The organism is Rhodobacter sp. TJ_12 (assembly GCF_020023995.1).
GTDB lineage: Bacteria > Pseudomonadota > Alphaproteobacteria > Rhodobacterales > Rhodobacteraceae > Rhodobacter.
On record NZ_NRRD01000002.1, the window covers coordinates 60,242 to 74,259 of the forward strand.

Below are 14,018 nucleotides of genomic sequence, written 5' to 3' on the forward strand. Positions count from 1 at the left end.
CCTTAGCGGCCCCGGATCCGCGGGTCGAGCGCGTCGCGCAGACCATCGCCAATATAATTGACCGACAGCACCGTGAGCGAGATCGCGATGCCCGGCAGCACCACCCGCATCGGGTAAAGCTGGATCTGGTCCACCGCATCAAACAACAGCCGCCCCCAGGTTGGGAAATCCGGCGGGAAGCCAAGACCAAGGAACGACAGCGCCGATTCCGTGATGATTGCCGTGGCGATGCCAAGCGTCGCTGACACCATGATGGGCGACATCACATTGGGCAGGATGTGGCGCAGCACCATGCGCCGCGCGGGCGTGCCGATGGAGCGCGCCGCCAGAACGAATTCCCGTTCTTTCAGCGCCAGCACCTCGCCGCGCACGATCCGGGCGGTTTGCATCCATGAGGTTGCGCCAATCGCGGTGACGATCAGCAAGAAAATCCCGCCCTCGGGGCCAAACCGCTGCGACAGCGGCTCGCGAAACAGCGTCACCATCAGCAAAAGCAGCGGCAACAGCGGCAGTGCCAGAAACAGGTCGGTCAGCCGCATCAACGGCCCTTCCAGCCGTTTGAAATAGCCTGCCAGAACCCCGATCGTGGTGCCCAATGACACGGCCAGAGCCATCGCCGTCAGCCCCACCGACAACGACACCTTGCCCCCTGCCATCATCCGCGCCAACAGATCGCGGCCCAATTGGTCTGTGCCCAGTGGATGGGCAAGCGAGAACCCCTGATTGCGCGCGCGCAAATCCACATAGGTCGGCGCCAGATCCCACAGGAACGGGCCAATGGTGATGCCCAGCAAGATGGTTAGGAAGATCGTCAGCCCGACCAGCGCGCCCTTGTGGGTTTTGAACTGGTCCCAGACATCCCACCATTGGTTGCGGGGCGGGCGGATGGCGGTTGTGGTCTCAGTCATAGCGGATCCGCGGGTCAAGGATGCCGTAAAGCAGATCGGCAATCAGGTTGAAGGTCACGATCAGCGTGGCAAAGATGAAGGTCAGCGTCATCACCATCGGCAGGTCATTGGCATGGATCGACAAGATCAGCTGTTGGCCGAGCCCGTTCACCTTGAACACCTGTTCGGTAATGATCGCCCCGCCAAAGATTTGCGGCACACCCAGCGCGATGACCGTGATGACGGGGATCAGCGAGTTGCGCAGCACATGCACCAGCACCACGACCTTTTCGGTCAGCCCCTTGGCGCGGGCGGTGCGCACGTAATCTTGCCCAAGGTTATCGAGCATAGACGAGCGCATGAACCGCGAGATTTGCGCGGCATTGTAAAGTGCAAGCACCGTGACCGGCATCACCATCTGGCGGATTTGTTCCTTGAAGCTGGCCCAATCGGTCACCTGAAGCGTGGTGTCATAGACCGAGGGGAACCATTTCAATTGCACGGCAAAGATGATGATCAGCGCGACCCCGGTGAAAAACGTCGGCACCGAGAACCCCACCATCGAGATAAAGGTGCCCAGATTGTCGAACCACGAATATTGCCGATAGGCCGATATAATGCCGATTGGCACCGCGATCAGCACGCCGACCACATAGGCCGAGCCCACAACGGTCAGCGTCTGCGGCAGACGTTCGGCGATGATATCCATCACCGGCTGACGCGATTGGAAGGAAATCACCCGCTGCGCGCCCTCGGCCATGTGCGTGCCAAACAGCGTGTCGATCAGATGCATGGGCTCGACCACGAACATCTGTTTGAGCCATAGGAAATAGCGCACATACCACGCCGCATCGAGCCCAAGCGCGGTGCGCATCTTGGCTTTTACCTCGGGGGGCACGGTCAGCGGCACTTGGCCCAGCGGGTCGCCGGGCGCGGCCTCCAGCAGCAAAAAGATCACCAAAGAGATGATCAGAAGCGTCGGGATCGCGATCAGCAATCGTCGCAGGGTATACTGGAACATCGGCGCCTCGGGGCTTCTCTCTTGATCGGGGGGTGGCGGGGGCGCCGGGCCAACGGCCCGGCGCCCCCGCCCGGGTCGGACCGGCCTTGCCGGTCCGACGCCGCTTTCAGCGGTGGCTCTTACTTGATGCGATACCAGTCAGAGGCGTTCCAAAGCTCGCTGTCCCACGTGTTCAGGATCACCCCGCCCAGCGTGTTGGAATGCGCCGACAGACGGCCACGGTCGACGATCGGCACGATCACATAGCTGTCTTTGGTCAGCATGTCGTTGAGCCGTTTGGCGAGCGCCGCGCGCGCCTCCATATCGCCCGTCGCGCTCAGTTCCTTGATCAGCGCGTCATATTCCGGATCGCAGAAGCGGTTGATGTTTTCGCCCTGCCATTGGCTTTCCGGGGTCGGGGCTTTGTCGCAGGTATATTGCGCCAGATAGGGCTCCGGATCGGTGCCATCGAAGTTGTTGGCATACATTTCGACATCGGCATAGAATTTCTGGAACGTGTCGGGCGAGCCCGCATCGCCGCCAAAGAACACCGACGGATCGACCGTTTTCAGCTCAACCTCGACGCCGATTTCGTTCCACCATTGCTTGATGATGGCTTGGAAATCCTGCCGGATCGCATTGACCGAGGTTTGGTAAAGCAGGCTCAGCTTTTCACCATCCTTGTCGCGGATGCCGTCGCCATCGGTGTCGGTCCAGCCGGCCTCTTCCAAAAGCGCTTTCGCGCCTTCCATATCTTGCACCAGACAATCGGTGTTGTCAGAGGCATACATCTCGGGCGCGGGCACGAGGTTGCAGGTCGGGCGGCCCGCTTCACCATAGCCAATATCGACAAGGATCTGCCGGTCGATCGCCATCGACAGCGCCTTGCGCACGCGCATATCCGACAGGATCGGGTGCGGGTGTTTGGGGGTGGAACGCTCGCCCTCGGGCAGGCTCGGCGAGGGATCGGTCATATTCATCTCGATCCGCTCGACCAGCGTGCCGAAAGCGTTGACGAATTGGCCCTTGCCCGCGCTGGCCAGTTCGGCTTGCAACTCGGGCGAGATTTGCGTGTTCCAAGCATAGTCGAATTCGCCGGTTTCCATCACCGCGCGCGCCGCCGCCGTGGCATCGCCGCCGCCTTTGACCAGCGCAGTGGCAAAGGCCGGTTTCGCCGGGTCGCGATAATAAGGGTTGGCTTCCAGCATCACCGTGTCATTGGTGCGGAATTCGGTGACGCGGAACGGGCCGGTGCCGATCGGCTTGAAGTTCTGATCGGTGCAGCTGGAGGCATTGGCGCCCAAGCAACCGGCGAATTGCGCGGCTTGCAAGATCGGCGATTGCGATCCGACAAAGGCCATGAACGGGTTGGGCTTGGGCTCATGGAAGGTGATCTTCACCGTCAGATCATCCAAAGCCTCGACCTTGTCGATGCCTTCGTAACGGGCAAGCTGCGCGCAGCCGCCAGCCGGGTCCATGCAATATTGTGCGGTGAACACCGCGTCATGCGCGGTGAAATCGGTGCCATCGGACCATTTCAGCCCCGGTTTGATCTTCCAGGTGATGGAGGTCATGTCTTCGGTGAGCCCGCCGTTTTCAAGGCTCGGGATCTCGGTCACTAGGCGCGGGATGACCTCGCCCTTCTCGTTGAAGCCCGCCAGCGGTTCCAGCACAAGGCTGCCCACTTCAACGTCTTTCGTGCCCGACGACAGATAGGCGTTCATCGTCGAAACGGCTTGCGAATAGAGAATGCGCACTTCGCCATCGCTGCCGCGTTCGGCAAAGGCGGCGGGCGCGACCATCAGACAGGCGGCGGCGCCGAGAAGGGCGGTTTTCAACTTCATGTCAAGTTTCTCCTTGTTGGAAGTTGGGATCTTGCGGGCTCGCAGATTGCTCCGGGTTGGCCCCGGAGGGTGCCGCGCCGACGGCGGCTTCTTGATACAGGTGGCAGGCCAGAAAATGTCCGGGCGTGACCTCTTCGAAACGCGGTTCCACCTTGCGGCAGATATCCATCACTTTCGGGCAGCGGGTGCAAAAGTTGCAGCCTTGCGGCGGGTTCGCGGGCGAGGGCACATCGCCCTTCAAAATGATCCGGTTGCGATCGATTTCGGCATTCGGATCGGGTTCGGGCACCGCCGACAAAAGCGCTTGCGTATAGGGGTGCATCGGCGCGTCATAAAGCGCGTCGCGGCTGGCCAGTTCGACGATCCGGCCCAGATACATCACCGCCACCCGGTCCGCGATATGGCGCACCATGGACAAATCGTGGCTGATGAACAGATAGGTCAGCCCGAGGCTGTCTTGCAATTCTTCAAGCAGGTTCACGACCTGCGCCTGAATCGAAACATCCAGCGCGGCAATCGGCTCGTCACAGACGATGAATTTCGGGTTCAGCGCCAGCGCGCGGGCAATGCCGATCCGCTGGCGCTGCCCGCCCGAAAATTCATGCGGGTAGCGGTTGGCAAAGTCGCGGTTCAGCCCGACCTTGTCCATCAACTCGTAAATGCGGGCCAGTTTTTGCGCACGGGTGAGCGTGGTATGTTCGTCCAAGGGCTCGCCAATGATCCCCGCCACCGTCATGCGCGGGTTCAGGCTGGCTTGCGGGTCTTGAAACACCATCTGCATGCGCGGGCGCATGGCGCGCAATTCGCTTGGCGGTGCGGCCAGAACATCTTCGCCCGCCAGCACCACGCGCCCCGCGGTGGGTTCGTAAAGGCGCAAGATCGCGCGGCCACAGGTGGATTTCCCGCAGCCCGATTCCCCCACAAGGCCCAGCGTCTCACCCTCGTAGATCGTGAAAGACACGTCATCGACCGCCTTCACATCGCCGACTTTCTTGCGAAACAGCCCCGCAGTGATCGGGAAATACATTTTGAGCCCATCCACCTCGAGCAGTGGCAGGCGGGTCTGGGGGCCGTCAGCCATGCGCGGCCTCCTTCACTGGTGTCTCCGCTGCATCCGCACGCGCGGCATTGGTGTCGAAATCCCAAAAACAGGCCGCATCATGGCCGGGGCCCACCGCATGGCGGGCGGGGTTGGCCGCATCGCAGGGGCCAAACCGATGCGGGCAACGATCACGGAAAGAACAGGCGCTGGGGGCGGCGCGCAGGATCGGCGGCTGGCCTTCGATCACATTGAGCTTTTCGGCCCGTTCGCCGCGCACCGAAGGCACGGTTTGCAACAGCGCGCGGGTGTAGGGATGGCGCGGATGGGCGAAGACCTCTTTCACCGGACCCTGTTCGGCGATCTGGCCGCCATACATCACCATCACCCGATCTGCGATGCCCGCAATCACGCCAAGGTCATGGGTGATCCAGATGATCGCCATGCCCAGCTTCTGGCGCAGGTCTTTGACAAGTTCGAGGATTTGCGCCTGAATTGTCACATCCAAGGCGGTGGTCGGCTCATCCGCGATCAGCACTTTCGGATCGCAGGCAAGCGCAATAGCAATCATCACGCGCTGCCGCATCCCGCCCGAAAACTGGTGCGGATAGTCCTTTAACCGCCGCGCGGCATCGGGAATGCCCACCAGTTCCAGCAGTTCCTTGGCACGCACATTCGCTTGCGCCTTGGTCATGCCCATATGTTTCAAAAGCGGCTCGCGCAATTGATAGCCCACGGTGAACACCGGGTTGAGAGAGGTCATCGGGTCTTGAAAGATGAACCCCACGCCGGGCCCGCGCACGGCGCGCAATTGATCGGGCGTGCATTTGAGCAGATCAAGCCCATCAAACATCACCGAGCCGTCACGCACCTCGGCGGGCGGGCTGGGCAAAAGGCCAATCAGCGACATCATGGTGACCGATTTTCCCGACCCCGATTCGCCGACCACGCCCAGCAACTCTCCGGGCTTGAGATCAAAGGAAACCGCATTGACGGCATGCACCTCGCCGCCGCGGGTGCGAAAGATCGTCTTGAGGTTATTCACCTCTAGAACAGGCTGCGCCCCTTCGCGCATCGCGATCCCCCAGTCTTTTGTTTTTACACCGTTTTTCGGAGATTTTTCTAGCGTGTCATCACCGAAAGGTGAGTATATTTGACCGATTGTTAGAGATTTTTCGGCATCGTGCAAGCGCTAACGGCGGGGCAGCTTTGCATTGGCTGCATGGCGCCTGCCCACCGTTCTTGGGTTGACCGCGCCTTTCGCGGGCGCAAGCCTGTGGCCATTCGCGCAGCACTCTGCACCCCTTCCGAAAGATAGCCCGATGCGCTTCCCGATCCAGGCCGATGATCCCATCCGCTTTTCTGGCCCATTGCCAAAGGCTTGCGATGTCGTGGTCATCGGGGCGGGCATCGCCGGGGTGATGGCCGCCTATTACCTTGCGAAAGCGGGGCGACAGGTCGTGTTGCTTGAAAAGGGGCGTGTGGGCGGCGAACAATCAAGCCGCAACTGGGGCTGGATTCGCCAACAGGGGCGCGACCCTGATGAACTGCCGATCATGGTCGAATCGATGCGCCTGTGGGAAGGGCTGGCCGGGCGCCTTGGCCCCGAACTGGGCTTCAAACGCTGCGGCATCGCCTATGTCAGCGACAAGCCCGCCGCGATGGAGAATTACGCCCAATGGGTTGATCTGGCCCGCGCGCACGGGGTGGACAGCCACCTTTTGGACCGAGCGCAGCTTGCCGCCTTGGTGCCGCATCGCGCGCGTTGGATCGGTGGGGTCGTCACGCCCTCAGATGCGCGGGCCGAGCCGTTTGTTGCCGTGTCGATGCTGGCGGGGCTCGCCGCGCAGGCCGGGGTGACGATCTTGGAAAATTGTGCCGTGCGCAGCCTTGATCTGGCGGCGGGGCAGGTGGCGGGCGTGATCACCGAACAAGGGCGGGTGCGCGCGGCGCAGGTGCTGGTTGCGGCGGGCGCGTGGTCATCGCTTTTCTTGCGTCATCACGGACTGGGGCTGCCGCAACTTGCGGTGCGGGCCTCGGTCGCGCAGACCTTGCCCATGCCCGATATGCCGCAAACCTCGGGCGTCGATGATGTCTTTGCATGGCGGCGTCGGGCGGATGGCGGCTTTACCCTTGCCCCCGGTGCCACGCATGATTTCTTTTGCGGCCCCGATGCGTTGCGCCATTTTGCCAAATACATCCCGCAGATGCGCCGCGACTTGTCGCAAACGAATATTCATGCGCGTGCGCCCACGCCCGGTTTTCCCGATGGTTGGATGACCCAGCGCCGTTGGGCGGCGGATCAAGAAACCCCGTTCGAGCGGATGCGCATCCTTGACCCCGCGCCGAACCGTGTGCTGCTGCGCCGGGTGCAAATGGCCTTTGAGCGGGCCTTCCCAGACCTTGGGGCGACGCGTATCCTGCGCGCTTGGGCGGGGATGATCGATGTCATGCCCGATACCGTGCCGGTGCTGGATGCCGCTCCGATCGCGGGGCTTTATGTGGCCACGGGGCTTTCGGGCCATGGCTTTGGCATTGGCCCCGGGGTGGGCCGGGTGATGGCCGCGCTGATCTGTGGTGACGCGCCGGGCCATGATTTGACGCGGTTTCGCTGGTCGCGTTTTACCGATGGATCAAAAATTATCGTCGGCCCCACCTTCTAAGCTTGCGAGGAACAGGGGAATGAGGAAACCTGTTCCTGAAACGTATCTTTGACGTTCCTCACCAGAAAGAAGAGACCCCATGCCCGTTAAGAACCGCTTTGCCGAACTGCTGCCCGAGATCACCGAATGGCGACGCGATTTCCACGAAAACCCCGAACTGCTGTTCGATCTGCCGCGCACCTCGGCCAAGGTGGCGGCGCTGTTGCGCGATTTCGGCTGTGACGAGGTGGTGGAGGGCATCGCCAAAACCGGTGTTGTGGGCGTGATAAGGGGCAAGACCGACACGTCTGGCCGGGTGATCGGCCTGCGTGCCGATATGGATGCGCTGCCGATCTATGAGGCCACGGGGCTTGACTATGCCTCTAAAACGCCGGGCAAAATGCATGCTTGCGGGCATGACGGGCATACCGCGATGCTGTTGGGGGCAGCAAAATATCTGGCGGAGACCCGCAATTTCGACGGCACTGCCGTGGTGCTGTTCCAGCCCGCCGAAGAGGGCGGCGGCGGTGGCCGGGTGATGGTCGATGAAGGGGTAATGGAACGGTTCGGCATCCAAGAAGTCTATGGCATGCACAATACGCCCGGTGTTCCGCTGGGCACCTTTGCCATTCGTCCGGGGCCGATCATGGCCGCCGCCGATCAGTTCGAAGTGGTTGTGACTGGGCAGGGGGGCCATGCGGCCAAACCGCATGAGGGCATCGATACCACGCTGGTTGCGTCGCATATTGTGGTGGCCTTGCAGCAGATTTCGTCGCGCAATGTCGATCCGCTCAAACAGGTGGTGGTCTCGGTCTGCACTTTCCGCACCGAAAGCGAGGCCCATAACGTGATCCCGCAAACGGTGCTGTTGCGCGGCACCGTGCGCACGCTGGAACCCGAGGTGCGCGATTATGTCGAGGGCCGCTTCAAGGCGGTGGTGGATGGCATCGCCGCCGCGCATGGCGCCAGCGCCCAGATCAAATATGAACGCGGCTATCCGGTGACGATGAACGCGCCGGAAAATACCGATTACGCGGTGGCGGTGGCCGAAGCAGTTTCGGGTTCGGTCGATACGACCGTGGCGCCGCTGATGGGCGGCGAGGATTTTTCCTACATGCTCAACGCGCGCCCGGGGGCCTATATCTTCTTGGGCAATGGCGACACGGCCGCGCTGCACCACCCGGCCTATAATTTCGACGATAACGCGATCCCGTTCGGGTCAAGCTGGTATGCAGGCATGATCGAAAGCAGGATGCCGGCGGCCTAAGCCGGCCCGCACCAACCGCCTTGGGAAAAGGGGGCCTTGCGGCCCCCTTTTTCAGATCTTAGCGCAGCACCATCACCGAGCAGGGCGCATGGCGCACCACCCGCGCGGCGGTGGAGCCGATCAGGTAATCGCCAAAGCCGGGGCGGTGGCCCGCGATCACGATGCAATCCGCCCCGATCTCGTCGGCCAGATCCAGAATTTCGTTCGCGGCATGGCCTTGGCGGATCACGCCTGCGCCGTTCTCAAAACTGTTGCCCAGTTGGTCGAGCTGGTTTTGCAGCGTGTTGCGCAATTCGGTGTCATAGCCGTCGGGCATGTAGGAAATGGCATAGCCGGGCACATCGGCCATCACATGCACCAGCGTGACGCGGGCCCCGGGCGCGGCCAGCGCGCGGGCAATGTCGATGGCGGCATCGGGGTTGTGGCTTTCATCGAAAGCCACGGGAACGATGATATTGGAATACATGACGAACTCCTCCCTCTGGAGACCGGTTTCAGGATTAATTTCTCTTGTTCGGGGGGCGCGCGCCTTGATGCAAATCACGTCCATGTGCTTGCATCGCTTAGCCCCCTGTGCGGTTCATTTGCCGCGCCACCTGCCCCGAAACGCCGGTTTCGCTATAAAGGAAATCATGCGCTTGCGGTTTGTGGGCAAGCCCGTGACGGATCGCGGCGATCAGTGGGGCATCGGTTTCGCTGGCGCGCAGCGGTTGGCGCAGATCGATCTTTCCGGCTTGGCCAAGGCAGGGGTAAAGCGTGCCCGTCGCGCTGACCCGCACCCGGTTACAGCTTGCACAGAAGTTATGGCTCAGCGGTGTGATGAAGCCAATTTTCTGGCCGGTCTCGCGCAGCCGCGTATAGCGCGCGGGCCCGCCCGTTGTCTCGGCCAGGTCTTCAAGCGTGAACCGTGCGGCAAGCCGGGCGCGCAGATCGGACAACGCCCAAAATTGGCCCAGCCGGTCAGGGCCAAGCGCTTCGCCCAACGGCATCACCTCGATAAAGCTCAGGTCATGGCCCTCATCGCCCGCCCAGCCGATAAGGTCGAAAAGCTCATCCTCATTCCCGCCCTTCAGCGCGACGGTGTTGATCTTGACCTGCAGCCCGGCGGCTTTGGCCGCCTTGATCCCGGCCAGAACCTGCCCCAGATCGCCGCGCCGGGTGATCGCGGCAAACCGATCCGCGCGCAGACTATCGAGCGAAACATTGACCCGCGCCACCCCGCAATCGGCCAGTTCGGTGGCAAAACGCGCCAGTTGCGCGCCATTGGTGGTCAGCGTCAAATCGTGCAACGCGCCCGAGATGCGGTGGCGCGCCAAGGACCGAAACAGGGTCATCACATCGCGCCGCACCAAAGGCTCGCCCCCGGTGAGGCGCAGCTTCGTCACCCCAAGCCCGATGAAGGCGCTGGCAAGACGGTCCAACTCTTCCAGACTCAGCACATCGCGGCGCGGCAGAAATTGTGTGTCTTCCGCCATGCAATAGGTGCAGCGGAAATCGCACCGATCTGTCACCGAAACCCGCAGGTAGGTGATCTTGCGCGCAAAAGCATCTGTGAGGGGCGGGCCTGTCATAACGAAAGGCTAGAGCGCGGCCCCGGCAACGGCAAGGGGGATCGCGCCGGGGTGCGCGCCGGTTGCGGCACCCCAAGCGCCGCCTAAGTGACCCGCCTAAGTGACCCGGGCCCGCGCGTGATATTCGGGGCGGTCCCAAGCGCGGGTGGCCATGATCTCGGCCAAGATTGCGGCGGCTTGGTCCACCTCGGCCGGGCCGATGTAAAGCGGCGTCAGGCCAAAGCGCAAAATATCGGGGGCGCGGAAGTCGCCAATGACGCCGCGCGCGATCAGCGCTTGCATGATCGCATAGCCTTCGGGATGGGCGAAGCTTGCCTGACTGCCCCGGCTGGCGTGGTCGCGCGGGGTGACAAGGCGCAGATCGGGGCAGGCCGCCTCGACCGCCGCGATAAAGCGATCTGTCAGCGCCAGGGATTGTGCGCGCAGATCGGCCATATCGACGCCCTGCCAGACATCAAGCGCGGCCTCAAGCGCAGCCAGTTGCAAAACCGGCGGCGTGCCCACCCGCATCCGCGCGGTGCCCGGCGCGGGGCGATAGTCGGGGTCAAAGGCAAAGGGCGCCTCGTGGCCCAGCCAGCCCGCCAGCGCGGGCCGCACGGTGTCGGCATGGCGTGGCGCCACATAAATAAAGGCGGGCGCGCCCGGCCCGGCATTGAGGTATTTATAGGTGCAGCCCGCCGCGAAATCGGCGCCGCATCCGGCCAGATCGACCGGCACCGCGCCCGCCGAATGCGCCAGATCCCAAAAGGCCAACGCGCCTGCCGCATGCGCCTTGGCGGTCAGCCGTTTCATGTCATGCTTGCGGCCCGTGCGATAATCCACCTCGGTCAGCAGGGTGACGGCCACGGTGTCATCGATTGCGGCCTCGACCTCTTCAGGGGCGAGCACGCGCAGTTCATGCCCGGCGGCCAGCAGATCGGCGAGCCCTTGGGCGATGTAAAGATCGGTCGGGAAATTGCCGCTGTCGGACAAGATCACCTTGCGCGCGGGGCGGGCCTGCAAGGCGGCGGAAAGCGCCTGAAACACCTTGATGGACAGCGTATCACCCAAGGTCACCGTGCCCGGTTCGGCCCCGATCAACTGCCCCACCCGGTCGCCCAGCCGTTCGGGCAGGCCCATCCAACCCGCCTTATTCCACGCGGTGATGAGCATCTGCCCCCATTCGTCGGTCATCGCTTGGGCGACGCGCGCGGGCACGGCGCGCGGCAGCGGGCCGAGCGAATTGCCATCAAGGTAGATCACGCCTTCGGGCAGATCGAACAGGGCGCGGGTAGCGGTGAAATCGGTTTGCATCGGGGCCTCCAGTCGCGCGGAGACTGCGCCGATCATCGGCTGCGCGCAAGTGCCCCGGCACCGGGGGGTTGCCACCTCACGCCGCAGACCCAAAATTGAGACAAGGTCAATTGGTTGCGGGTGAGGGGTGGATGAATCTGGGCACGAAACTGAGGCTGGCCCTCAAGGAAATTGAACTGCCGCCGATGTGGCTGGCGCTGTTTGCCGCTGTGGGCTGGGGCGTGGGGCAGGTGGTCCCGCTGCCGATCCCCTATGCACATTGGGTCGGCTACGGGCTTGTGGCGCTTGGGCTGGTCATTTCGGGGCTGGCGGCGGCACAGATGGTGCTGGCGCGCACCACCTTTATTCCGCGCCGTCAGCCGCAGCGGTTGGTGACCTCGGGCGTTTTTGCGCTGAGCCGGAACCCGATCTATCTGGCCGATGCGCTGATCCTGTCGGGTTTGCTGCTGATCTGGAACGCGATTCTGGCCGCGCCCCTGGTGCCGGCCTTCATGGTCTGGATCACGCGGCGCTACATTCGCGGCGAAGAGGCATGGATCGCCAGTGCACATGCCGAGGAATATGCCGCCTATCGCGCCCGCACCCGCCGCTGGCTGTAACGCACTTGCTGCGGTGCAGAAAAATCGTCGCACCCCGGTTTGGACCGGCTGTTCAAGCAAACCGGGCCAAGTATTGAAAACGAAAGCCAAACCCTTGAAACCCCGCGGCAAATGGGATCGCTAACATCGCTGGTGACGGTATGCGGATGTATACCCGCGACCTTCGGTCCGATTTCCAACTCTTTCCAATGATCATTGGCTTGTGAAACTTTCTTACGCGGTGTTAAAGGGCTGTCGCCACGTTATGTCCCACGGCTGAAATCGTCCGTGGGCAGCAATGGGAGAGATAGAAGTGAAAATCGGCGCTCCGAAGGAGATTTTCGAGGGGGAAGCGCGTGTCGCCCTGACCCCCGACTCTGCGGTCCAGCTGCAAAAGCTCGGCCATGAATGCTATGTCGAGGCCGGGGCCGGCCACGCGGCGGGCTTTGCCGACAGCGCCTATGAGGCGGTTGGCGTGACCGTTGTTCAAGGCGCGGCCGCGCTTTATGACGCGGTCGATTTCATCGCCAAGGTGCGTCCGCCGGTGGATGCCGAAGTGGCGATGCTTAAACCGGGCAAAACCCTGATTTCCTTCTTCTATCCGGCGCAAAACGAAGCGCTGCTGGAAGCCGCGAAAGACACCGGCGCAAATGTCATCGCGATGGATATGGTTCCGCGGATTTCGCGCGCGCAGAAAATGGATGCTTTGTCGTCCATGGCCAATATCGCGGGCTATCGCGCGGTGATCGAGGCGGGCAACAACTTTGGCCGGTTCTTCACCGGTCAGGTGACCGCCGCCGGCAAAGTGCCCCCGGCGAAAGTGCTGGTTGTGGGCGCGGGTGTGGCCGGTCTGGCGGCGATTGGCGCCTCCACCTCGCTTGGGGCGATCACCTATGCCTTCGACGTGCGTCCCGAAGTGGCCGAACAGATCGAATCGATGGGCGCGGAATTCGTCTATCTCGATTTCGAAGAACAAGCGCAGGATGGCGCGGCCACGGGGGGCTATGCCGCCCCGTCGAGCCCCGAATTCCGTGAAGCGCAGCTGAAGAAATTCCGCGAATTGGCGCCCGATGTCGATATCGTCATCACCACCGCGCTGATCCCGGGCCGCGATGCGCCGGTCCTGTGGACCAAAGACATGGTCGAGGCGATGAAGCGCGGCTCGGTGATCGTGGACTTGGCCGCGGAACGTGGCGGCAACTGCGAACTGACCAAGAAAGACGAGAAGGTTGTCACCGAAAACGGTGTGACGATCGTCGGCTATACCGACTTCCCGAGCCGGATGGCGCAGCAGTCGAGCCAGCTTTATTCGACCAACATCCGCCATATGATGGCCGACCTCACGCCGGGCAAAGACGGTGTGGTTGTCCACAATATGGAAGATGACGTGATCCGCGGCGCGACCGTGGCGCATCAGGGCGAGATCACCTTCCCGCCGCCGCCGCCGAAAGTGGCCGCGATTGCGGCGCAAAAGCCCAAGGAAAAGGTCAAGGAACCGACGCCCGAAGAACGCAAGGCCGCCGAGGCCGCCGCGTTCCGCAAGCAGACCCGCGATCAGATCCTGATGCTGGGCATCGGGGGCGCGATTTTGCTGGCGGTGGGGCTTGTTGCCCCGGCCAGCTTCATGTCGCACTTCATCGTCTTCGCGCTAAGCTGCTTTGTCGGCTTCCAAGTGATCTGGAACGTGTCGCATTCGCTGCACACGCCCTTGATGGCGGTCACCAACGCGATCTCGTCGATCATCATTCTGGGCGCGCTGATGCAGGTGGGCTCCACCTCGTATCTGGTCGTGCTGCTTTCGGCGGTGTCGGTCTTTATGGCGGGCATCAACATCTTCGGCGGCTTCATGGTCACCCGGCGCATGCTGGCGATGTTCCAGAAATCGTAAGCGGAGGGA

Annotated in this window: 12 protein-coding genes; 4 read left to right on the forward strand and 8 right to left on the reverse strand. The window is 62.4% G+C overall.

Going from position 1 to position 14,018, the window contains the following annotated elements:
• Positions 1-2 precede the first annotated feature (2 nt).
• The 5 genes from CKO11_RS02485 to CKO11_RS02505 all read right to left on the reverse strand — a co-directional run bounded on the left by CKO11_RS02485 (position 3) and on the right by CKO11_RS02505 (position 5,845).
• Positions 3-908: an ABC transporter permease gene (locus tag CKO11_RS02485; RefSeq protein WP_223632498.1), complete on the reverse strand. Its 906-nt coding sequence runs from the start codon at positions 906-908 to the stop codon at positions 3-5.
• Complete coding sequence (locus CKO11_RS02490; RefSeq protein WP_223632501.1) at positions 901-1,908, reverse strand: ABC transporter permease; 1,008 nt, start codon at positions 1,906-1,908, stop codon at positions 901-903. The genes CKO11_RS02485 and CKO11_RS02490 overlap by 8 nt, the downstream gene beginning before the upstream one ends.
• A 119-nt stretch (positions 1,909-2,027) precedes the next feature.
• Positions 2,028-3,731 carry a peptide ABC transporter substrate-binding protein gene (locus CKO11_RS02495; protein WP_223632504.1) on the reverse strand — a complete coding sequence of 568 codons (1,704 nt, stop codon included), beginning with the start codon at positions 3,729-3,731 and terminating at the stop codon, positions 2,028-2,030.
• A 1-nt stretch (position 3,732) separates the two neighbouring features.
• On the reverse strand, positions 3,733-4,812 hold the full coding sequence (locus tag CKO11_RS02500) for an ABC transporter ATP-binding protein (protein WP_223632506.1): 1,080 nt from the start codon (positions 4,810-4,812) through the stop codon (positions 3,733-3,735).
• On the reverse strand, positions 4,805-5,845 hold the full coding sequence (locus CKO11_RS02505; RefSeq protein ID WP_223632509.1) for an ABC transporter ATP-binding protein: 1,041 nt from the start codon (positions 5,843-5,845) through the stop codon (positions 4,805-4,807). Before CKO11_RS02505 ends, CKO11_RS02500 begins: the two co-directional genes overlap by 8 nt.
• A 247-nt stretch (positions 5,846-6,092) precedes the next feature.
• Here CKO11_RS02505 and CKO11_RS02510 point away from each other — a divergent pair, with 247 nt between their 5' ends.
• The gene (locus tag CKO11_RS02510; RefSeq protein WP_223632510.1) at positions 6,093-7,433 is read left to right on the forward strand and encodes an NAD(P)/FAD-dependent oxidoreductase; all 1,341 of its coding nucleotides are present in this window, start codon (positions 6,093-6,095) and stop codon (positions 7,431-7,433) included.
• A 79-nt stretch (positions 7,434-7,512) separates the two neighbouring features.
• Positions 7,513-8,679, forward strand: a complete 1,167-nt coding sequence (locus tag CKO11_RS02515; RefSeq protein WP_223632511.1) for a M20 aminoacylase family protein — start codon at positions 7,513-7,515, stop codon at positions 8,677-8,679.
• A gap of 58 nt (positions 8,680-8,737) precedes the next feature.
• On the opposite strand, the gene CKO11_RS02520 is transcribed toward CKO11_RS02515, so the two are convergent.
• The 3 genes from CKO11_RS02520 to kynU all read right to left on the reverse strand — a co-directional run bounded on the left by CKO11_RS02520 (position 8,738) and on the right by kynU (position 11,543).
• Complete coding sequence (locus CKO11_RS02520; RefSeq protein WP_223632512.1) at positions 8,738-9,145, reverse strand: universal stress protein; 408 nt, start codon at positions 9,143-9,145, stop codon at positions 8,738-8,740.
• 97 nt (positions 9,146-9,242) lie between these two features.
• Positions 9,243-10,250 (reverse strand): GTP 3',8-cyclase MoaA, encoded by a 1,008-nt coding sequence (gene moaA / locus CKO11_RS02525; protein WP_223632513.1) that lies wholly within the window; start codon positions 10,248-10,250, stop codon positions 9,243-9,245.
• Between the two features lie 96 nt (positions 10,251-10,346).
• Positions 10,347-11,543: a kynureninase gene (kynU, locus tag CKO11_RS02530; RefSeq protein WP_223632514.1), complete on the reverse strand. Its 1,197-nt coding sequence runs from the start codon at positions 11,541-11,543 to the stop codon at positions 10,347-10,349.
• Positions 11,544-11,674: 131 nt separating this feature from the next.
• Here kynU and CKO11_RS02535 point away from each other — a divergent pair, with 131 nt between their 5' ends.
• A complete protein-coding gene (locus tag CKO11_RS02535; protein WP_223632517.1) occupies positions 11,675-12,142 on the forward strand; it encodes a methyltransferase family protein in 468 nt (155 codons plus the stop codon).
• Between the two features lie 292 nt (positions 12,143-12,434).
• The gene (locus CKO11_RS02540) at positions 12,435-14,009 is read left to right on the forward strand and encodes a Re/Si-specific NAD(P)(+) transhydrogenase subunit alpha (RefSeq protein ID WP_223632521.1); all 1,575 of its coding nucleotides are present in this window, start codon (positions 12,435-12,437) and stop codon (positions 14,007-14,009) included.
• Positions 14,010-14,018 lie beyond the last annotated feature (9 nt).